The 21,275-nt window shown below is 69.7% G+C and carries 17 protein-coding genes; 5 read left to right on the top strand and 12 right to left on the bottom strand.

Annotated elements, in window-relative coordinates; genetic code table 11:
- Positions 1-18: 18 nt before the first annotated feature.
- The 4 genes from ACLJWH_RS06865 to ACLJWH_RS06850 form a co-directional block, all read right to left on the bottom strand.
- Positions 19-1,656 (bottom strand): cytochrome b, encoded by a 1,638-nt coding sequence (locus tag ACLJWH_RS06865; RefSeq protein WP_411140679.1) that lies wholly within the window; start codon positions 1,654-1,656, stop codon positions 19-21.
- The gene (locus ACLJWH_RS06860; RefSeq protein ID WP_411140678.1) at positions 1,653-2,717 is read right to left on the bottom strand and encodes a Rieske 2Fe-2S domain-containing protein; all 1,065 of its coding nucleotides are present in this window, start codon (positions 2,715-2,717) and stop codon (positions 1,653-1,655) included. Before ACLJWH_RS06860 ends, ACLJWH_RS06865 begins: the two co-directional genes overlap by 4 nt.
- Positions 2,714-3,523, bottom strand: a complete 810-nt coding sequence (locus ACLJWH_RS06855; protein WP_131123987.1) for a c-type cytochrome — start codon at positions 3,521-3,523, stop codon at positions 2,714-2,716. The genes ACLJWH_RS06860 and ACLJWH_RS06855 overlap by 4 nt, the downstream gene beginning before the upstream one ends.
- Before the next feature lie 68 nt (positions 3,524-3,591).
- A complete protein-coding gene (locus tag ACLJWH_RS06850; RefSeq protein WP_052855054.1) occupies positions 3,592-4,212 on the bottom strand; it encodes a heme-copper oxidase subunit III in 621 nt (206 codons plus the stop codon).
- Positions 4,213-4,484: 272 nt separating this feature from the next.
- Here ACLJWH_RS06850 and ACLJWH_RS06845 point away from each other — a divergent pair, with 272 nt between their 5' ends.
- Positions 4,485-4,886: a hypothetical protein gene (locus ACLJWH_RS06845; RefSeq protein WP_411140677.1), complete on the top strand. Its 402-nt coding sequence runs from the start codon at positions 4,485-4,487 to the stop codon at positions 4,884-4,886.
- Positions 4,887-4,905: 19 nt separating this feature from the next.
- Here the strand turns inward: ACLJWH_RS06845 and ACLJWH_RS06840 are convergent, their stop codons facing one another.
- The 4 genes from ACLJWH_RS06840 to coxB all read right to left on the bottom strand — a co-directional run bounded on the left by ACLJWH_RS06840 (position 4,906) and on the right by coxB (position 9,403).
- Positions 4,906-6,180, bottom strand: coding sequence for an Ig-like domain-containing protein (locus ACLJWH_RS06840; RefSeq protein ID WP_411140676.1), 1,275 nt, complete (start codon positions 6,178-6,180; stop codon positions 4,906-4,908).
- Positions 6,181-6,315: 135 nt separating this feature from the next.
- Entirely contained in the window at positions 6,316-6,714 is a 399-nt protein-coding gene (locus ACLJWH_RS06835; protein WP_411140675.1) for a cytochrome c oxidase subunit 4, read from the bottom strand.
- Positions 6,711-8,444, bottom strand: coding sequence for a cytochrome c oxidase subunit I (gene ctaD, locus ACLJWH_RS06830; RefSeq protein WP_411140674.1), 1,734 nt, complete (start codon positions 8,442-8,444; stop codon positions 6,711-6,713). The genes ACLJWH_RS06835 and ctaD overlap by 4 nt, the downstream gene beginning before the upstream one ends.
- Positions 8,441-9,403, bottom strand: a complete 963-nt coding sequence (gene coxB / locus ACLJWH_RS06825) for a cytochrome c oxidase subunit II (RefSeq protein WP_411140673.1) — start codon at positions 9,401-9,403, stop codon at positions 8,441-8,443. Before coxB ends, ctaD begins: the two co-directional genes overlap by 4 nt.
- Before the next feature lie 335 nt (positions 9,404-9,738).
- Between coxB and ACLJWH_RS06820 the strand changes: the two genes are divergently transcribed.
- Complete coding sequence (locus tag ACLJWH_RS06820; protein WP_411140672.1) at positions 9,739-11,211, top strand: cysteine desulfurase/sulfurtransferase TusA family protein; 1,473 nt, start codon at positions 9,739-9,741, stop codon at positions 11,209-11,211.
- 63 nt (positions 11,212-11,274) lie between these two features.
- On the opposite strand, the gene ACLJWH_RS06815 is transcribed toward ACLJWH_RS06820, so the two are convergent.
- Positions 11,275-12,249 (bottom strand): carbohydrate kinase family protein, encoded by a 975-nt coding sequence (locus ACLJWH_RS06815; protein ID WP_411140671.1) that lies wholly within the window; start codon positions 12,247-12,249, stop codon positions 11,275-11,277.
- Between the two features lie 140 nt (positions 12,250-12,389).
- Between ACLJWH_RS06815 and ACLJWH_RS06810 the strand changes: the two genes are divergently transcribed.
- Positions 12,390-12,713, top strand: coding sequence for a hypothetical protein (locus ACLJWH_RS06810; RefSeq protein WP_411140670.1), 324 nt, complete (start codon positions 12,390-12,392; stop codon positions 12,711-12,713).
- 129 nt (positions 12,714-12,842) lie between these two features.
- Entirely contained in the window at positions 12,843-14,441 is a 1,599-nt protein-coding gene (locus ACLJWH_RS06805; protein ID WP_411140669.1) for a hypothetical protein, read from the top strand.
- A 178-nt stretch (positions 14,442-14,619) separates the two neighbouring features.
- On the opposite strand, the gene ACLJWH_RS06800 is transcribed toward ACLJWH_RS06805, so the two are convergent.
- Positions 14,620-14,973, bottom strand: a complete 354-nt coding sequence (locus ACLJWH_RS06800; protein ID WP_411140668.1) for a HesB/IscA family protein — start codon at positions 14,971-14,973, stop codon at positions 14,620-14,622.
- Positions 14,974-15,291: 318 nt separating this feature from the next.
- On the opposite strand from ACLJWH_RS06800, the gene nadA reads away from it, so the two are divergent.
- Positions 15,292-16,491, top strand: a complete 1,200-nt coding sequence (nadA, locus tag ACLJWH_RS06795; RefSeq protein WP_411140667.1) for a quinolinate synthase NadA — start codon at positions 15,292-15,294, stop codon at positions 16,489-16,491.
- Positions 16,492-16,604: 113 nt separating this feature from the next.
- Here nadA and ACLJWH_RS06790 read toward each other — a convergent pair whose 3' ends face one another.
- Both ACLJWH_RS06790 and ACLJWH_RS06785 read right to left on the bottom strand, forming a co-directional pair.
- Positions 16,605-17,708 carry a methyltransferase domain-containing protein gene (locus tag ACLJWH_RS06790; protein ID WP_411140666.1) on the bottom strand — a complete coding sequence of 368 codons (1,104 nt, stop codon included), beginning with the start codon at positions 17,706-17,708 and terminating at the stop codon, positions 16,605-16,607.
- 271 nt (positions 17,709-17,979) lie between these two features.
- Positions 17,980-21,144 carry an efflux RND transporter permease subunit gene (locus tag ACLJWH_RS06785; RefSeq protein WP_411140665.1) on the bottom strand — a complete coding sequence of 1,055 codons (3,165 nt, stop codon included), beginning with the start codon at positions 21,142-21,144 and terminating at the stop codon, positions 17,980-17,982.
- Between the last annotated feature and the right edge of the window lie 131 nt (positions 21,145-21,275).

Raw genomic sequence — 21,275 nt, 5'->3', positions numbered from 1 at the left:
TATAGGACGCTGCGGGGATCAGTGGTGGCCGTGGCCGCTGGTGATCTCCTTGTACTCCTCCGCCGTGGGCTTCGGAATGACATTGTTCTCGCCGTAGTAGCCCTGCGAGAGCTTGGCACGCAGCTTCTGCGAACGCGGCACCTTGCGCTCGACCCCGTTCTCGTCGACCACGGGGCCGATCTCCATGGGCTCGGGCTGGTGGTGCTGGGTGAGCGTGTGCAGCTGCTCCTGGGTGAGCGGCTCGTGGATCTCGACGAACTCACCGTGCGGCAGGCGCTTGATGATGCCGGACTCGCGCCCGTGCAGCACCTTGTCCTTGTCACGCCGCTGGAGACCCAGGCAGATCCGCTTGGTGGCGATGAAGGCGAGCACCGGCCCGACGAAGAACGCGATCCGGACGAACCAGCTGATCACGTTGATCGACAGGTGGAAGTGCGTGGCCCACAGGTCGTTGCCGCCACCGATGAGCATCACGAAGTACGCGGTCAGCCAGGCCACACCGAAGCCGGTGCGGGTCGGGGCGTTGCGCGGACGGTCCAGGAGGTGGTGCTCGCGCTTGTCACCGGTGATCCAGGACTCGACGAACGGGTAGACCGCGATCGCGACCAGGACCAGCGGGAAGATCACGATCGGGATCAGCACACCGAAGTTGATGGTGTGACCCCAGATGTCCCACTCCCAGCCGGGCATCACGCGCACCAGGCCCTCGGCGAAGCCCATGTACCAGTCGGGCTGGGCGCCGGTGGACACCTGGTCCGGACGGTACGGACCGATCGCCCACACCGGGTTGATGGTGGCCACCGCCGCGATCACCGCGATGAAGCCGAAGACCAGGAAGAAGAAGCCTCCGGCCTTCGCCATGTAGACCGGCAGCAGCGGCATGCCGACGACGTTGTTGTTGGTCTTGCCGGCACCCGGGAACTGCGTGTGCTTGTGGTAGAAGACCAGGATCAGGTGCGCCACCAGCAGACCGAGCATGATGCCCGGCAGCAGCAGCACGTGCACCGTGAAGAACCGCGGGATGATGTCGTGCCCCGGGAACTCGCCGCCGAAGATGAACATCTGGAGGTACGACCCGACCAGCGGGATCGCCAGGATGACACCCTCGATGAAGCGGACGCCGGTGCCCGAGAGCAGGTCGTCCGGGAGCGAGTAGCCGGTGAAGCCGGTGAACATGCCCAGCACGAACAGCAGGAAGCCGAACAGCCAGTTGACCTCGCGCGGCTTGCGGAAGGCGCCGGTGAAGAACACCCGCATCATGTGGACCATCATGCCGGCCAGGAAGACCAGGGCGGCCCAGTGGTGGATCTGCCGGATGAGCAGACCGCCACGGACGTCGAAGCTGATGTTCAGCGTCGACTCGAACGCCTGCGTCATCCGGACGCCGTGCATGGGCACGTACGAGCCGTGGTAGACGACCTCGGCCATGCTCGGGTGGAAGAACAGCGTCAGGTAGACGCCGGTCAGGATGATGATGATGAAGCTGTAGAGGCAGATCTCGCCCAGCATGAAGGACCAGTGGTCCGGGAAGATCTTGCGCATGTTGGCCTTGGCCAGGCTGTAGATGCCCAGCCGGCCGTCCGCCCAGTCCGCGACCCGTTCGCCGGCGGGCGCTTTGCCGCGGCGCGTGGTGGTCGCGCTCGTCTCGTTACTCATCCGCGCTCCCAGAAGCTCGGGCCGACGGGCTCCGCGAAGTCGCTTACGGCTTCGAGGTAGCCGTCCTTCACCGTGATGTGCAGCTGCGGCAGCGCGTGTCCGGCCGGGCCGAAGATCACTCGGGCACCGTCAGCAAGGTCGAAGGTCGACTGGTGGCACGGGCAGAGCACATGGTGCGTCTGCTGCTCGTAGAGGCTGATCGGGCAACCCACGTGGGTGCAGATCTTCGAGTAGGCGACGATGCCCTCGTGCGACCATGCGAGTTCCTGCTTGTCCTTGATGTTCTGCGGCTGAATCCGCACGAGCATCAGGGCGTCCTTGGCGATCCGCTGGTTGAAATCCTCGTCGCTCTCCTCCAGGCCCTCGGGCTTGGCGAACGTCAGGGAGCCGACCGCGATGTCCTCGGGACGCAGCGGGAGGTTGGTGGACTGGTTGACCAGGCGGATGCCCTTCTTCCAGCCCGAGCCGCGCAGCTTCTTCTCGGGCAGCGGCCCGAGGTCGCGCAGCAGGACGACGCCGGAGAGCGGCACCAGGGCCAGCGCACCGAACATCGTGTTGCGGATCAGCTTGCGCCGGGCGAAGCCGGACTCCTTCGCGCCCTGCGCGAAGTCCTCCAGAACCTTGGCCTTGACCTCCGGCGCGGCCTCGATCGGGTGCCGCTCGTCGGCGACCTCCTCGTCCGACATCAGCGTGCGGGCCCAGTGGACCGCGCCGGCGCCGATGCAGAAGAGCGCCACACCGAGCGTCAGGCCGAGCGAGAAGTTCAGCGCGCTGACGTGACCGAACGGCCAGATGTAGACGATCTTGTCGATCGGGAAGATCACATACGCGGCGATGAAGCCGACCGTCGCGAGCATGGACAGCAGGAAGAGGAAGGCCACGGTGCGCTCGGAGCGCCGGGCGGCCTTCTCTTCGATGTCCTGGACGCGGTGCTCGTGGGCCGGCAGCCCCGGATCGGCGAACGGATCGTCCGCCACCTGCACCGCGCCGGCGTGAGCCGTCTCCCGCTCACTGGGAAGGGTTTCTTCTGGCACGTCTTCGTGTCGTCCAGTCTCACTCATGACTTCTTGGCCTTCGTAGTCCGGGCGGCGACCCAGATGGCGACCGCGACCAGCCCGCCCATACCGGCGATCCAGCCGAAGAGGCCCTCACTGACCGGGCCCAGACCGCCGAGGCTCAGGCCACCGGGGCTCGGGGTGTCATCGCTGTTGACGGCACCGAGGTACGCGACGATGTCCTTCTTGTTCTCCGACGACAGCGAACCGTCACCGAAGGAGGGCATGTTCTGCGGGCCGGTCTGCATGGCCTCGTAGATGTGCTTCGGGTCCACGCCCTCGAGCGACGGCGCGTACTTGCCGTTGGTCAGGGCGCCGCCCTGACCGGTGAAGTTGTGGCACTGCGCGCAGTTGGTGCGGAACAGCTCGCCGCCCTTGCCGATGTCGGCCCCGTCCGGGCTGTACTGGTCCTTGGTCGGCACGCTGGGGCCGGCGCCCAGCGAGGCGATGTACGCCCCGAGCTGGTCGATCTCGGCCTGGCTGTAGATGTTCTTCTTCTTCGGCACCTGGGCGCCGGGCTGCTGGGCGGGCATACGGCCGGTGCCCACCTGGAAGTCGACGGCGGCGGCGCCGACGCCGACCAGGCTCGGGCCGTCGGAGCTGCCCTGACCGCCGGTGCCGTGGCAGCTTGCGCAGCCCACGGCGTAGAGCTTCTTGCCCTCCTTGATGGCAAGAGACTGGGCGGCGTCATCGGCCTGAGCCTTGTCCGCCGGCGCGAACGCGGCGTACAGCCCCCCGGTGACCGCCAGCGCGAAGAGTAGGACGACGAGCGCCGCCAGCGGATGGCGCCGTCGTGCGGAGAGCTTTTTCACGGATTACCCCGGTGTCAGGATCTTCTGCGTCGATGCTTTGGTTAGGTCTGTCTGAAATGCGGGTCCGGTTACCGGATCAGGTAGATCGTGGCGAAGAGGCCGATCCAGACGACATCGACGAAGTGCCAGTAGTAGGACACGACGATGGCCGCGGTGGCCTGCGTGTGGGTGAACCTCTTGGCCGCGTACGTCCTGCCCAGGACCAGCAGGAAGGCGATCAGACCGCCCGTCACGTGCAGTCCGTGGAAACCGGTGGTGAGGTAGAACACCGAACCGTACGGGCCCGACGAGAGCGAGAGGCCCTCGTGCTTGACCAGATCGGTGTACTCGAAGACCTGACCGCCGATAAAGATCGCACCCATGACGAAGGTGACCACGAACCATGCCCGCAGCTTCTTGACGTCACCGCGCTCGGCGGCGAATACGCCGAGCTGGCAGGTCAGCGAGCTGAGCACCAGGATCGTGGTGTTCGTCGCGGAGAACGGAAGATTCAGCGCAGAAGCGGATTCCTTCCAATACGCAGCTCCGGTCACCGATCGGAGGGTGAAGTACATCGCGAAGAGGGCCGCGAAGAACATCAGCTCGGAACTCAGCCAGATGATGGTTCCGACGCTGGTGAGGTTCGGTCGATTGACCGACGGGTGCGCGTGCCCGGTTTCTACTGTCGTTGCTGTCGCCACGACCGACATTATGTCGGTCGCTTATCCCGCCCTCACTCCGGGGGGTGCCGTTCGGTGTGTCAAGGGCGTATGCCCTGCTCGTACGGCTCATTCCCGCGGTCGCCCGAAGGGGCGAAGCACGGCCGTCCCCGGCGCTCGCCGGCCGGGTCCCGGCGGGTCCTGACGGGCCGTCGCACAGATCTTGGTCCGGTCCGGCCCCTCCTGCGGGCGCCCGGTGCGGGAGTAGCATCCGCGCAACGGTCCCACCCGATGCTGTGCCGCTACGAGAGCGTGGAGGAACGATGCAGGCGACTGCCACGGTGCTGGTCTACAGCGACAACGCCAACACCCGCGAGCAGGTCCGGCTGGCGGCCGGCCGGCGGCCCGCCGCCGATGTCCCGCAGCTCAAGATCCTGGAGTGCGCCACCCAGCCGGCCGTCATCGAGGCCCTGGACCAGGGCGGTATCGACGTCTGCGTACTGGACGGCGAGACGGCGCCCGTGGGCGGGATGGGCGTGTGCCGGCAGATCAAGGACGAGATCTTCCACTGCCCGCCGGTGCTGCTGCTCATCGGGCGCCCGCAGGACGCCTGGCTGGCCACCTGGAGCCGCGCGGACGCCGTGCTGACCCATCCGCTGGACCCGGTGGCGTTCGCCGACGCGCTGGCCGCCCTGCTGCGCACCAGGCTCCTCGCGGGGGCCTGAGCGGCCCCTGGCGCGCTCCTCAGATCCGCGGGCGCAGCCGGGCGGCATCGGCGGCCTCCGGCTGCTGCTCGGCCGCTCCCGTGGTACCGGTCCCCTGGCCCCTCAGGGCGCTGCCGTCGCGCCATTCCTTCCAGGGCATGTTCCAGTCGCCGAAGCCGTTGTCGAACGGCGTCATGGTGTCGCCGCCGCTGTTGACGACCTTGACGATGTCGCCGACGTGCACGGTGTTGAAGAACCACTGCGCGTTGGCGGTGGACATGCCGGTGCAGCCGTGGCTGACGTTGGCGGCGCCCTGCGAGCCGACGGACCAGGGCGCGGCGTGCAGGTACTCGCCGCTCCAGGTGACCCGGGTGGCCCAGTAGACCGGCAGGTCGTAGGCGTCCGAACTGCCTGCCGCGATGCCGATGCTGTTGCTGGTCATCCGTACGAAGCTCTCCTTCCCGAGCACGACCTTGACGCCGTTGCGGGTGGAGAAGCCGGGCTTGCCGGTGGTGACGGGGACGGTGTTGATCGCCTCGCCGTTGCGCAGCACCGTCATCGTGTGTGCCGCGGCGTCGGTGATCGCCTCCACCTGGTCGCCGGTGGTGAGCCGTACGGGCTTCGCGGCGCCGCCGTAGAGCCCTCCGGAGACCTTCAGGCCGTCCAGGTTGCTGTGCACGGCGATGGTGGCGTGGGCGGGCCAGTAGTCCTTCGGGCGGAAGTGCAGCGTCTTGCCGTCCACCCAGTGCCAGGCGCCCTCGACGCGCGGGGAGGAGTCGACCTTCAGGGCGCTCTCGACAAGGGCCTGTGCCTTCGGGTCGGTGACCGGCCGGCTCAGCGTGGCGGTGACCGGCTGGCCGACGCCGTACTCGCCGCTGTCCGGGCCGAACTTGACCGTCAGCCGGTCACCGGCGTCCGCGGTGTCGGCCACGAGGGTCTTGCGGCCGGGCGCGCCGTCCGCGTTCTCGGTGCTCACCTGCACCGTGTAGCGGGCGCCGGCGGCCAGCGGCGCGGTGGTGCGCCAGTGTCTGCCGTCGGCGCTCAGTTCGCCGCGGACGTGGCGGCCGGCGGCGTCGGTGGCGGTCACGTCCGTGATCCGCGTGTCGTCCCCCTTGACGTAGACCTCAATCGGCTTGTTGGGGTCCGCTCGCTGCTTGCCGTCCGGGATGTTGGCCGCGATCTGGTCGGCCGCGTCGTAGGGCTTGGCGGAGAGCGGGTCCGACGCCGAGCCCCCGCAGGCGGTGGCGCTCACCGCAAGGGGCACGAGCAGGAGGCCGCACCTCAGCACCGTCCGGGTTCGAGGTCTGTGACTCATGACCCAAAAATATGAAGAATCCCCCGTTTCAGCGCGCTGGAGGAGTGCAAACGGGGGCGTCGGCCGCGGTGAAACGGGGCGGGCCCGGACACCTGTTGAGGTGTCCGGGCCCGCCCGGTACGACGTGCGCCGCGCCTACTGCGTGCGGTTCTCGCCGCGGTAGTACTCGAAGACCCAGCCGAAGAGTCCGACGAAGATGATCGGGGCCGAGAAGTAGAGCAGCCACCAGCCGAAGATGACGCCCATGAAGGCGAGCGCGCCACCGACGGCCAGGGACAGCGGCTGCCAGCTGTGCGGGCTGAAGAAGCCCAGTTCGCCGGCGTCGTCCGCGACCTCTGCGTTCTCGTTGTCCTGCGCACCCGCGTCCACCCGCCGGGCCGTGAAGGCCAGGTAGTAGCCGATCATGATGCACAGACCGAAGGCGAGGAACAGCGCGGTGGTTCCCGCGGGCTCCTTCGACCAGACGCCATAGACGACCGCCATGGCGAGGACGAAGACGGAGAGCCAGATGAACATCTTGCCCTGGATCTTCACTTGCCAGCCTCCTTGCCACCGGCGAGCGCCTTGTCATCCGAGGAGCCGTGGTTCTGGAGCGCGTCCATGGCGGCGATCTCGGGGTGGTGCAGGTCGAACGCCGGGGATTCGGAACGAATACGCGGCAGCGTGAGGAAGTTGTGCCGCGGCGGCGGGCAGGACGTCGCCCACTCCAGCGAACGGCCGTAGCCCCACGGGTCGTCGACCTCGACCTTCTTGCCGTACTTCGCCGTCTTCCAGACGTTGTAGAAGAACGGCAGGATCGACAGGCCCAGCAGGAACGAGCTGATCGTCGAGATGGTGTTCAGCGTCGTGAAGCCGTCGGCCGCCAGGTAGTCCGCGTAACGCCGCGGCATGCCCTCGGCGCCGAGCCAGTGCTGGACGAGGAAGGTGCCGTGGAAGCCCACGAACAGCGTCCAGAATGTGATCTTGCCGAGCCGCTCGTCCAGCATCTTGCCGGTGAACTTCGGCCACCAGAAGTGGAATCCGGAGAACATCGCGAAGACGACCGTGCCGAAGATGACGTAGTGGAAGTGCGCCACCACGAAGTACGAGTCCGAGACGTGGAAGTCCATCGGCGGCGACGCCAGGATCACACCGGTCAGACCACCGAACGTGAAGGTGATCAGGAAGCCGACCGCCCACAGCATCGGCGTCTCGAAGGACAGTGAGCCCTTCCACATCGTGCCGATCCAGTTGAAGAACTTCACCCCCGTCGGCACCGCGATCAGGAACGTCATGAAGGAGAAGAACGGCAACAGCACACCGCCCGTCACATACATGTGGTGCGCCCAGACCGTGACGGAAAGACCCGCGATCGAAATCGTCGCCGCGATCAGACCGATGTAACCGAACATCGGCTTCCGGGAGAACACCGGAATGACCTCGGAAATGATGCCGAAGAACGGCAGCGCGATGATGTACACCTCTGGATGCCCGAAGAACCAGAAGAGGTGTTGCCAGAGCAATGCCCCGCCATTGGCCGCGTCGAAGACATGCGCACCGAATTTACGGTCCGCCTCCAGGGCGAACAGCGCGGCGGCCAGCACCGGGAAAGCCAGCAGGACCAGCACACCGGTCAGCAGCACATTCCACGTGAAGATCGGCATCCGGAACATCGTCATGCCGGGGGCACGCATGCAGATGATCGTGGTGATGAAGTTGACCGAACCGAGAATCGTGCCGAAGCCCGAGAAGGCCAGACCCATGATCCACATATCGGCACCGACGCCCGGCGAACGCACCGCGTCCGAGAGCGGGGAGTACGCGAACCAGCCGAAGTCGGCCGCACCCTGCGGGGTGAGGAAGCCGGCCACGGCGATCAGCGAGCCGAAGAGGTAGAGCCAGTAGGCGAACATGTTCAGCCGCGGGAACGCCACATCCGGCGCGCCGATCTGGAGCGGCATGATCCAGTTCGCGAATCCTGCGAACAGCGGCGTCGCGAACATCAGCAGCATGATCGTGCCGTGCATCGTGAACGCCTGGTTGAACTGCTCGTTCGACATGATCTGCGTGCCGGGGCGAGCGAGTTCGGCGCGCATCAGGAGCGCCATCACGCCGCCGATGCAGAAGAACGCGAACGACGTGACCAGATACATCGTGCCGATGGTCTTGTGGTCGGTGGTCGTGAGCCACTTCACCACAGCGATACCGGGTTGCTTCTGGCGTACGGGCGGTGCTGCCGGAGCCGTATCGGCGGCGGCACCCTGAGGTTCGTTGAGGATGCTCACTTGTTTTTGGTCTCCGCGTTCCTGGCGTGATCCGTCTGCTTGATGCCCGACGGCAGGTAACCGGTCTGGCCCTTCTTCGCCAGGTCCTTCAGGTGCTCCCGGTACTTCTCGGGGGAGACGACCTTGACGTTGAAGAGCATCCGGGAGTGGTCGACACCGCAGAGCTCGGCGCACTTGCCCATGAAGGTGCCCTCCTGGTTCGGAGTCACCTCGAAGACGTTGGTGTGGCCCGGGATGACGTCCTGCTTCATCAGGAACGGCACCACCCAGAAGGAGTGGATGACGTCACGCGACGTCAGGATGAACTGAACCGTCTCGCCCTTGGGCAGCCACAGGGTCGGGCCCGGGTTGCCGGTCTGCGGGTTCCGTGTCGCCGGGGTGCCCTCGTCGTAGACGCCTTCGGCGCCCTCGGGCACACCCTTCTTCCACTTGTCCGGGATCGCGGCGAGTTCCTTGGCATCGATGTTCGTGGTCGACTTGTCGCCGTCCACGTTCTCCAAGTAGTTGAACGCCCAGCTCCACTGGAAGCCGATCACGTTGATCACGTGGTCCGGCTTCTTGGAGGTCTTGAGGATTTCGCTCTCATCGCGCGCGGTGAAGTAGAAGAGCACCGCGATGATGATGAACGGCACGATCGTGTACAAAGCCTCGATCGGCATGTTGTACCGCGTCTGCGCGGGGACCTGCACCTTGGTCCTGCTGCGGCGGTGGAAGATCACGCTCCAGATGATCAGGCCCCACACCAGCACGCCCGTTGCGAGGGCGGCGGCCCAGGAGCCCTGCCAAAGAGAGAGGATCCGCGGCGCCTCGTCGGTGACGGGCGTTGGCATGCCGAGGCGGGGGAAGTCCTTGTATGTGCAACCAGTCGCGGTCGCCAGGACCAGGCCCGCAGCAAGCACCTGCGGCAGCTTCCGCCGCATCGGGCGCCGCGACGAGCGGTCGGAGCCGTTGGGACTCACGTAGCGCCTTCCCGAGAGTCTCGCCCGCGAGACCGGCTGCGGCCGTCTCGCTGGTCGGTCGCCGGCCCTGGCACGGGCAGGGGTTTGGATGTTTATGCGGACCAAACCCTACTGGACGCTATTTGGGGTCGCGCGGGGAGGGTGCCCAACGCGCCGCGCCGCACCCCCAAGGGGCCGAAACCCCGGTCCCACCAGGCATCTGACGCGGCGCCCGGCACCGCGCCGGGGCGCCGCGCCCGGCCCCCGGGCCCGTGCGGCACCTGCCCCGCCCCGCACGGCCGCGCCGGGACCCGGGGCCGGTGCCGTGCCGGGCACCGTGATCTACCGTCTCGTACGTGCCCTACTTCGACGCCGCCGCCACCGCCCCGCTGCACCCCGTCGCCCGGGAGGCCCTGCTCGCCGCGCTCGACGAGGGCTGGGCCGATCCGGCCCGGCTCTACCGCGAGGGGCGGCGGGCCCGGCTGCTGCTGGACGCCGCGCGGGAGGCCGCCGCGGAGGCGGTGGGCTGCCGCCCCGACGAACTGGTTTTCACCCCTTCGGGGACGTATGCCGTGCATTCCGGAATCTCCGGCGCGCTCGCCGCCCGTCGGCGTGTCGGCCGCCGGCTGCTGCACTCCGCCGTCGAGCACTCCTCGGTACTGCACGCCGCCGCCCGCCACGAGGCGGCCGGCGGCACGCTGTCGGAGGTGCCCGTGGACCGTACGGGCCGGGTGGCGGCCGAGGACGTCGCGGCCGCGCTGCGGCCGGACACCGCGCTCGTCTGCCTCCAGTCCGCCAACCACGAGGTGGGCACCGAGCAGCCGGTCGAGGCGGTGGCGGCCCGCTGCCGGGAGGCGGGCGTACCGCTCCTGGTGGACGCGGCCCAGTCGCTGCCCTGGGGGCCGGTGCCCGGCGGCTGGTCGCTGCTGGCGGCGAGCGCCCACAAATGGGGCGGGCCGCCCGGGGTCGGGCTGCTGGCGGTCCGCAAGGGCACCCGGTTCTCACCCCAGGGGCCGCAGGACGAACGGGAGTCGGGCCGCGTACCGGGGTTCGGGAATCTGCCCGCGGTGATCGCCGCGGCGGCATCCCTGCGGGCGCTGCGCGCGGCGGCGGAGAGCGGGCCGGACGAGGCGGCGCGGCTGCGGCGGCTGGTGGACCGGATCCGGGTCCGGGTGCCCGAGCTGGTCCCGGACGTGGAGGTGGTCGGCGATCCGGTCCGCCGGCTGCCGCACCTGGTGACCTTCTCGTGTCTCTATGTCGACGGGGAGAGCCTGCTGCACGAACTCGACCGCGCGGGCTTCTCCGTCTCGTCCGGATCGTCCTGTACGTCCAGCACGCTGACGCCGAGCCATGTGCTGCGCGCGATGGGTGTGCTGTCGGAGGGCAATGTCCGGATCTCGCTCCCGTACGGCACCCCCGAGGAGGCGGTGGACCGCTTCCTTTCGGTGCTGCCGGAGGTGGTGCGCTCGGTACGGGAGCGGCTGGGGGTGCCGGCGGGACCGGCGGCAGGCGCGGCCCGGCAGGCGCCGGAGTCCCCGGCGGCCGCCGTCCCGGAAACCGCCACCCCGGAAGCCGCGCCCCCGGAAGCCGGCACCGGCTCCCCCGGTGAGCTGGTGCTCGACGCGCTCGGCAAGCGCTGTCCGCTCCCGGTCATCGAGCTGGCGAAGGTGATCGGCGAGGTGCCGGTCGGCGGGACGGTGACCGTGCTCGCCGACGACGAGGCCGCGCGGCTGGACATTCCCGCCTGGTGCGCGATGCGCGATCACGAGTACCTGGGCGAGCGGGCGGCGGAGCGCGGCGCCGCGTATCTGGTGCGGCGCCGCGTCTGACGGCCCGGCCGGGGCGGAACGGCCGGCCCCGCCCCGGCCGCTACGGCTCAGGCCAGGTGGGGCTCAGACCAGGTGGGGCTGGATCTCGCCGGCGGCCTCGTGGCCGTACGCCTTGGTGAAGCGGTCCATGAAGTTGCTGCGGTGCAGCTCGTACTCCTGGGTGCCGACGGTCTCGATGACCAGCGTCGCGAGCATGCAGCCGACCTGCGCCGCGCGCTCCAGGCCGACGCCCCAGGCCAGACCGGACAGGAAGCCCGCGCGGAAGGCGTCGCCGACACCGGTCGGGTCGGCCTTGGTCCGCTCCTCCGCGCAGCCGACCTCGATGGCCGGCTCGCCGACCCGCTCGATGCGGACGCCGTTGGCGCCCAGGGTCGTGACGCGGGTACCGACCTTGGCGAGGATCTCCGCGTCGCTCCAGCCGGTCTTGGACTCGATCAGGCCCTTCTCGTACTCGTTGGAGAAGAGGTAGGCCGCGTCCTCCAGCAGGGTGCGGATGCCGTCGCCGTCCATCCGGGCGATCTGCTGGGAGAAGTCCGCGCCGAAGGGGATACCGCGGGTGCGGCACTCCTCGGTGTGGCGGATCATCGCCTCGGGGTCGTCCGCGCCGATCACGACGAGGTCCAGCCCGCCGACCCGCTCGGCCACGGTGTGGAGCTCGATCAGCCGGGCCTCGCTCATCGCCCCGGTGTAGAAGGAGCCGATCTGGTTGTGGTCGGCGTCGGTGGTACAGACGAAGCGGGCGGTGTGCAGGATCTCGGAGATGTGCACCGAGCGGGTGTCCACGCCGTGGCGGTCGAGCCAGGCGCGGTACTCGTCGAAGTCGTTGCCCGCGGCGCCGACCAGGATCGGCTCGGTGCCGAGCTGGCCCATGCCGAAGCAGATGTTGGCGGCGACGCCGCCGCGGCGGACGTCGAGCTGGTCCACCAGGAAGGAAAGGGAGACCGTGTGCAGCTGATCGGCGACCAATTGGTCGGCGAAGCGGCCGGGGAAGGTCATCAGGTGGTCGGTGGCGATGGAGCCGGTGACTGCGATACGCACGACGGATCTGCTCCTGCGGATGGCGTAAGGGGCGGCGGACGGAGGGCAACGCTACCGGGTTGCCCTGGGCGCTCCTACCTGACGAATCTACCCAATAGTAGGTCTTTCTCCGCAGGCTGCCCGGTGCGTACGGTGCCGGTATGACCAAGCATGTGAAACCCGCCACTTCGCATTCCGTCACTTCCGGGACTTCTTTCCCCTCCGGCGCTTCCAGCACCTCCGCCTCTTCCGGCATCTCGCGTGACCCGGCGGGCGCCGGCGCGGCGGGGCACCCCGGACGGCGGTCCGCCGACGGTCCGGAGTCGCTGGACCAGCTGCGCGGCGACTGCGCGCGGATGGCGCCGCGCTGGCGGGCCGGCCGGTCCGCCGCGCCGGCGCCGGGCCGCGCGGCCGAGCTGCGCGGGGTCGAGGTGCCGGCCGCCTCCGCCGCACTTGTCGACGGTATGTCCGAGTACGGCGACTGACGGTATGTCCGAGCCCGGCGGCTGAGCGGCGACGCCGGGGAACCGCTCGCGCCCCGGCTCCGTCCCATCGGCGTTCCTCTCACGGAGGATGACACGTCAGATGTCCAGCGGAGCCGAAGGAGCGATGCGGTGCAGACCCCCGACACCCCGGACAACACCAACAACACTGATAACACCGACAACACCGATAGCCCCGGCAACCCCGACACCTCGCTGCCCACGGTGCGCAGGCGGCGCACTCCACTGGTGGTCACCTCGGTGGCCGCCGCCGTACTGCTCACCGGGGGCGGCGCGGCGTACTGGGCCGCGTCCTCGGGCGGCGCCGCGGCATCCGGCACGGGCGCACCGGCCCAGGGTGACCCGCCGCCGCTGGCACTCGACGGCGCCGCCGGCGGGGGTTCAATCGCCGCCGGTGAGCCCGACCCGCGGGGCGCGCGCTACCGGGCGGTGGTGAAGCTGCCCGGCGGGCCGGCGGCCGCGCCCGTGTACCGCCCACAGGGACAGATCGGCCAGGACGCGGTGGAGCGGCTGGCGAAGGCCCTGGATATGGCCGGAAAGGTTCGTTCGGAGGGCACGGTCTGGCGGGTCGGCGGGCCGACCCAGGACGGCCACGGTCCCGTCCTCCAGGTGAACCGGACCGGCTCCGGCGCGTGGACGTACACGCGGTACGGCACCCCGGGCGGCACGAACTGTCCGCTGCCCGCCTCGCCGAAGGCCGGGTCCGGCGGGAGCGGCGCCGCGGGCCCGGCGTCGAGCCCGCCGGGCTGCCCTTCGTACCGGGCCGACGTGGGTGCCACAGCCCCGGACGAGGGCGGCGGGGGCGCGGTGCCGCCGGAGAAGGCGGAGCAGGCGGTACGGCCGGTGCTGGCGGCGCTCGGCCAGGCGGACGCGAAGCTCGATACGGGCGGGCTGTCCGGCGCGGTGCGGACCGTGACCGCGCGTCCGGTGCTCGGCGGGCTGCCGACATACGGCTGGCAGAGCACCCTCCAGGTCGGCTCCGACGGCCAAGTGGTCGGCGGCAGCGGCCAGTTGGCGCGGCCCGTCAAGGGAGCCGACTATCCGGTGCTGAGTGCGGACAAGACGCTGGCGCTGCTGAACTCGTCCGGCGGGCGGCCCGGCCCCGGCAACGGCTGCACGTCACCGCAGACCGGGACGCCGCAGACCGACACCGGGCCGGACAAGGGCGCCGGCACCGGCGGGATCGCCCCGTGCGAGCCGTCGCCGGCGAAGGCGCCGCAGCCGGCTGAAGTGACCGGCGCGGTCTTCGGGCTCGCGATGCGGTACGTGGACGGCGGCCCGGCGCTGGTGCCGTCGTGGCTGTTCACGGTGCGCCAGGCGGGCACCACCGGCGACGGCCCGGACGCTACGGCCACGGTCGCGCATCCCGCGGTGCAGCCGAAGTATCTGACGCGGCGGGGCGGCGGCGCGCCGCACGGTCCGCGGCCGTCCGGGAAGGCCGGGGTGACGGCGCTGGACTCGTATGCCGTGACCGAGGACGGGAAGAAGCTGACGCTGCGCTTCTGGGGCGGGGTGTGCAGCAGCTACGCGGCGAGCGCGGTGGAGTCGGCCACGACGGTGCGGGCCGAGGTGGTCGGCACGGAGCGGGAGCCGGGGCAGGTCTGCGTCAAGATCGCCAAGGAGTTCACGGCGACGGTGACGCTGGCGGAGCCGCTGGACGGCCGGAAGGTGGTCGATGTGTCGAGCGGCGGGACCGTGCCGAAGCGCTGACGGCGGCCGTCGGCCGGAAACCGTGGAGATCCGGCCGGTCCGCCGGGCCCGTCAGCCGGCCGGCGGTACCGGAGCGCGCCGGCGGCACCGGAATCCGTCGAGGGCACCGGGCAGAGCGGGAAACGACGAAGGCGGCGCTCCCCCGACCGGGGGGGCGCCGCCTTTCGTACCCGCGGACTCAGCTGAAGGAGTCGCCGCAGGCGCAGGAGCCGGTGGCGTTCGGGTTGTCGATCGTGAAGCCCTGCTTCTCGATGGTGTCGACGAAGTCGATGGAGGCGCCGCCCAGGTAGGGGGCGCTCATCCGGTCGGTGACGACCTTGACGCCGTCGAAGTCCTTCACAACGTCGCCGTCGAGCGCACGCTCGTCGAAGAAGAGCTGGTAGCGGAGTCCGGAGCAGCCGCCGGGCTGCACGGCCACCCGCAGCGCGAGGTCGTCCCGGCCCTCCTGCTCCAGCAGCCCCTTCACCTTCGACGCGGCGGCGTCGGACAGGATGATGCCGTCGCTGACGGTGGTCTCGTCCTGAACACTCATCTACATCTCTCCCGGGTTGTACGGACCGCTTGCCCTCGGCTGCAACCGACGGGGCCCCGGATTAATTCCGGCTGGGCGCAAGTTCTCAAGAAGCCTCCGGGCATCGCCGGAAGGCTCTCCCTTTCATGCTCGCACACCGGCGGACGGCGCTTCACGGTCGCCCGGAAAAGCCCGGAGGCGGATGCGTCACATCGACACTATGGCCGTCGTCAACGTGACACGAAGCCGCTATGATAGATAGCGTCAAATAGACGAAAAGGCGGTTCGCCCACCGCTGCCGCCCGCTGTCTACCGTCTGCTGTCCGCAGAAAAGAGAGGGTGCGTGTCGTGACCACCGCCCAGCCCCTGGACGTCCAGCCGACCCCGCTGGCCCTGCTCCTCCTAGGTCGCGAGGCCGATCCGCGGAGCGAGCGCGGTGTGGAGTGCCCCGGCGACCTCCCGGCGCCGTCCGACCCGGACCTCGTCGAGCGCGCCCGCGCGGCCAAGGCGAAGCTCGGGGACAAGGTCTTCGTCCTCGGACACCACTACCAGCGCGACGAGGTCATCGAGTTCGCCGACGTGACCGGCGACTCCTTCAAGCTGGCCCGGGACGCGGCCGCCCGGCCGGACGCCGAGTACATCGTCTTCTGCGGTGTGCACTTCATGGCCGAGTCCGCGGACATCCTCACCGGCGACGACCAGCAGGTCGTCCTCCCCGACCTGGCCGCCGGCTGTTCGATGGCCGACATGGCCAGCGCCGAACAGGTCGCCGAGTGCTGGGACGTGCTCACCGAGGCCGGCATAGCCGAGCAGGTCGTGCCCGTCTCGTACATGAACTCCTCGGCCGACATCAAGGCGTTCACCGGCGAGCACGGCGGCACGATCTGCACCTCCTCCAACGCCAAGCGGGCCCTGGACTGGGCGTTCGCGCAGGGCGACCCCGCGACGAGCAAGGTGCTCTTCCTCCCCGACCAGCACCTCGGGCGCAACACCGCCGTACGGGACATGGGCATGTCCCTGGCGGACTGCGTCGTCTACAACCCGCACAAGCCGAACGGCGGGCTCACCACAGAGCAGCTGCGGAACGCCCGGATGATCCTGTGGCGCGGGCACTGCTCGGTGCACGGCCGGTTCTCGCTGGAGTCGGTCGAGGACGTACGGGCGCGGATCCCCGGCGTCAACGTGCTGGTGCACCCCGAGTGCAAGCACGAGGTGGTGGCGGCGGCGGACTACGTCGGATCGACGGAGTACATCATCAAGGCGCTGGAGGCGGCGCCCGCCGGGTCGAAGTGGGCGATCGGCACCGAGCTGAACCTCGTCCGGCGGCTGGCGAACCGTTTCGCCGACCAGGACAAGGAGATCGTCTTCCTCGACAAGACGGTCTGCTTCTGCTCGACCATGAACCGGATCGACCTCCCCCACCTGGTGTGGACACTGGAATCGCTGGCGGCCGGCAAGACGGTCAACCGGATCGAGGTGGACCCCAGGACCGCCGCGCTCGCGAAGCTCGCGCTGGAGCGGATGCTGGCGCTGCCGTAGAGGCGCGGGGGATACACGTGAGGGCCGGGGCCCGCGCCGGACGGTGCGGACCCCGGCCCTTTTCGACGCGGCGCCGGGACGGGCCTGGCCCGGCGGCGCGCCGGGATCCGCGGTCAGCTCCGCGGCAGGTCGTCCAGCCACACGCGCTGGCCGTCCGCGGTGACGGTGATGCCGTAGCGGTCGCGCGGCGGGCTGCCCGCGCCGGTCCAGGCGCGGTAGGCGGCGGCCACCTCGTCCCAGAGGCGGCGGGGGCCGTGCTGTTCCGTCTCGTAGCGGTCGCGGCCGGGGACGTATTCGACGGTGGCCCAGGAGGTGCGGGCGTCGTCGAAGAGCCAGTAGGTGGCCTCGTCGCTGCCGTCGTCGGCGGGGCTCAGCAGCGGCCAGGCGTCCCGGACCCGCAGTCCGACGGCGAAGCGGGCGTGGTGGTCCTCCTCCAGGATCCGCGGGTCGATCGTGGTCGTCGCGAGGTCGCCCCGCTCACCGTGGTACCAGTCCCGGATGCGGCCGTAGGAGCGGCGTTGCTGGCGCGCCCACATGAAGGCCGGGCGGCCGGAGAAGCGGCCGGTGGCCTGTCCGTCGCGGACGGTCAGGGTCGCGAACGAGTAGGAGTGGAAGGACGAGCCCCAGGGGGTGAGGATGGTGCCCTCCTGCGCGCTCTGTGCCACCCAGGCGTACGGGATGTCGCGGACCGTGCAGGTGGCGATGGTGCGGTCGTAGGGCGCCCGCCCGGGAACGCCCGCGAGGCCGTCGCCGCACACCGTGTGCGGGCTGAATCCGGCGCGGCGCAGGTTGTGCCGGGCGATGTCGTACAGGGCCTTGTCGGTTTCGATCGTGGTGATGCGGTCCTCGCCGAGCCGGTGCGCGAGCCACGCGGAGTGGTAGCCGGTGCCCGTCCCGATCTCCAGTACCGCGTCGCCGTCCCGGACGATCGCGGCCATGGCGAGCATGAGGGAGGGCATCGACGTCGCGCAGGTGGGGAAGGCGACCCGGCCGTCCGTGGCGTCACCGTCGTTGTGCTGGGTGATGAGCGGCAGGTCGGCGTAGACCATGCGGCGCCACTCCGCCTCGTCCGCGGACCGGGAGACGGTACGGTCGCCCACCTCGAACGTGTCGGGTACGAAGTGGGCACGGTCGACCGCCGCCACGGTCGGTGCCCACTCCGGCTCCAGGGCGCCCTTGTTGCGCAGGATCTCCACCAGCCGGCTCGGCGAGGACATGGTGTCGCTCCCTACTTCTTGGGCGGGTTGGTCACCGGCTTGGTCCACCGGCCGTCGGACTCCTTCGGGCTCTGCTGCTTGTCGCCGTCCGCGCCGCCCTTGCCGTCACCGTGCTTCCCCATGAACAGCCCCTCCGTTGGTGGTCTTCAGCGTCGGCCGTGGCCGGGCGCCGGGCGCCCGCCGTGCCGTGTCCGGACCGGGCATGCCCAGCGCGATGCCCCCGCAAGCACACGCTCGCGGGGGCATCGTTTCTGCATCGGACGGACCGGCGTCAGACGCCCGCCGGCTCCGGCGCGCGGTCGGCTTCCGCCGGCTGTGCCCCGGGCCCCTTGGCCGCCTTCTTCTTCGCCCGGCGTTCCTTGCGGAGTTCGATCACCGCGTAGAGCGTCGGGACGAGGAGCAGCGTGAGGAGGGTCGAGGTGATCAGACCGCCGATCACGACCACCGCGAGCGGCTGGGAGATGAAGCCGCCGTCACCGGTGATGGACAGCGCCATCGGGAGCAGCGCCATGATCGTCGCCAGGGCGGTCATCAGGATCGGGCGCAGCCGGTGCCGGCCGCCCTCGATGACGGCCTCCACCACGCCGTAGCCCTGCGCCCGGTACTGGTTGATCAGGTCGATCAGCACGATGGCGTTGGTGACCACGATGCCGATCAGCATCAGCATGCCGATCATCGCCGGGACGCCCAGCGGGGTGCCGGTGACGACCAGCAGACCGATCGCGCCGGTCGCCGCGAACGGGATCGAGACGAGCAGGATCAGCGGCTGGATCAGGGACTTGAAGGTCGCGACCAGGAGCATGAAGACGATCGCGATGGCGGCGAGCATGGCCAGGCCGAGCGAGGAGAACGCGTCGTTCTGGTCCTGCGAGACGCCGCCGATCTCCGCGGTCGCGCCGGCCGGCAGCTTCAGCGCCTTGACCTTGCTCTGGAGGTCGGCGGTCACCGCGCCGGTGTTGTCGCCGGTCGGCTTGGCCGTGATCGTCGCGGAACGTGCCCCGTCGATCCGGGTCATCTGGACCGGGCCGGGGACGGTCCGGACGGTGGCGATGTCGCCGAGCGCGACCGCGCCGGCCGGGGTCGGGACGGTCAGCGCCTTCAGCTCGGCCTCGCTGGTGGCCGGGTGGGCCGACGTGACGACGAGATCGCGCTCGGTGTCGTCCAGCAGCACCTTGCCGCTGGTGGTGCCGCGCACCGCCTGGGCGACCGTGGCGCCGAGGGTGGCCTGGTTGTAACCGGCCGCCGCGGCCTTGTCGTTGGGCGTGACGGAGATCCGCGGCACGCTCTGCGCCAGGTCGCTCTGTACGTCGGTGACGTGGTCGAGGCCCGCGACGGCCTTGCGGACCTGTTCCGAGGCCGTCTTGAGGACGTTCGCGTCACCGGCCTTGACGACCACGCTCAGGTTCTGGTTGCCGAAACCGCCGCCGCCCGCGGTGACGGTGGTCTCGCCGATGCCCGTGCCGAGCTTGTGGAGCCCGGTCCGCAGCTCTTCGGTGACCTTGTCGGAGTCCTTGGCGTCCTTCAGCTTGACCTGGTACGACGCCTGGTTGGCGCCGCTGCCGCCGCCGAAGGCCGCCATGAAGCCGGAGGAGCCGACGGTGACCTGGTAGTCCTCGACGGCGTCCGTGCCGGCGAGCAGCGTCTCGACCTTCTTCGCCTGCGCGTCGGCGGCGCCCAGGCTGGTGCCGGGCTTCAGCTCCTGCTTGATGCTCAAGGTGTCCTGGGAGCCCTGGTCGAAGAGGTTGGTCTTCAGCAGGGGGGCCATGCCGAAGGTGCCGAGCAGGATGACGACGGCGATCACCACGCTGGTGACCCGGCGGCGGGTCGCGAATTGCAGCACCGGGACGTACAGCCGCTGCAACGCGCTGTGGGTCTCCTTCTCCTCGGCCTCGCGGCGCAGTTGCTCCGGGTCGGCGCCCTCGGGGATCTCCGGGGCGCGCAGGAACCAGTACGAGAGCACCGGTACGACCGTCAGCGACACGAGGAGGGAGGCGAGCAGGGCGACGGTGACGGTCAGCGAGAAGGAGCCGAAGAGGGCACCGACCATGCCGCCGACGACACCGATGGGGAGGAAGACGGCGACGGTGGTCAGGGTGGAGGAGGTGATCGCTCCGGAGACCTCGCGGACCGCGGTGAGGATGGCCTCGCGGCGCTCCTCGCCGTAGCCCAGGTGCCGTTTGATGTTCTCCAGGACGACGATGGAGTCGTCCACGACGCGGCCGATGGCGATGGTCAGCGCGCCGAGGGTGAGCATGTTGAGGGAGAGGTCCGTGGTCCACAGCACGATCAGGGTGAGGACGACGGACAGCGGGATGGACACCGCGGTCACCAGCGTCGAGCGCAGGCTCAGCAGGAACACCAGGATCACGATCACGGCCATGACCAGGCCGAGCAGACCCTCGGTGGTCAGCGACTCGATCGACTTGGAGACGGCCGGGCCCTGGTCGGAGACGACCGTGACGGCGGTGCCCTTGCCGAGGTCCTGGCGGATCTTGGGCAGCTTGTCCTTGACCGCGTCGGAGATGGCGACGGCGCTGCCGTCCCGGTCCATCGTCACCGTGACGGCGAGGCTGGGCTTGCCGTTGGTGCGGGTGATGGAGGCCGGGGTGGCCGCTTCCTCCTTGACGGTGGCCACGTCACCGAGCCGGACCGGCTTGGCCGCCTGGCCGCCGCCCCCGCCCGCGCCGCCCGCCGCCGGGGCGACCATCAGGTCCTGGACCTGCCGCACGGAGGTGTAGCCGGCGCCGACCTGGACGGTCTTGCTCTGCCCGTGCTCGGCGAACGAGCCGGCGGGCACGGACGCGCCGCCGGCCTCCAGCGCCTGCCCGAGCGCGGCCGGGGAGAGTCCGGCGGCGGCGAGCTTCCCGTTGTCGGGGGTGACCGCGACGATCCGGTCCTGGACGCCGCTCACCGTGACCTGGCCTGCGCCGTCGATGTTCTTCAGGTCCGGTACGACGCTGCGGCGCAGCTGGTCGGCGAGGGTCTGCTGGTCCTTGTCCGTGGCGGAGACGGCGAGGACGACGGTGGGAATGTCGTCCGTCGAGCCGGCCACGACCTGCGGGTCGACGTCCTTGGGCAGCTTCGCGCGGGCGCGGTTCACCGCCTGCTGGACGTCGGCGACCAGGCGCTTGGAGTCATTGCCGAAGTCGAACTGCGCCATGATGACGGCCGAGCCCTCGCTCGCCGTCGAGGTGACGCCCTTGATGCCGTCGACCGCCTGGATTCCGTCCTCCAGCGGCTCGATCACCTGCTTCTCTACGACATCGGGCGACGCGCCCTGGTACGGCGCCAGCACGGACACCATGGGAAGTTCGATGGACGGCAGGAGCTGCTGCTTGAGCTGCGGGATCGCGATGGCGCCGAAGGCGATCGCGACGACCGATATCAGCGCTACCAGGCCCCGTTGTACGAGGCTGAGTCGGGACAGCCAGGACATGGGTGGGGTTCTCTCTTCTGATCTGAAAAAAGCCGGCGGAGGGCCTGAACACCTCCACAGGCCCACCTACACCCTCCGTCATGCCCCGGCCCGATTTCCTCGCTCGCAAGTCGGTTTCCGGCCCGGTTGTG

It is taken from the genome of Streptomyces sp. x-80, assembly GCF_046549095.1.
GTDB lineage: Bacteria > Actinomycetota > Actinomycetes > Streptomycetales > Streptomycetaceae > Streptomyces > Streptomyces celluloflavus.
Note: the sequence above shows the minus strand (reverse complement) of the source record. Positions and strands in the feature narration are given on the sequence as shown.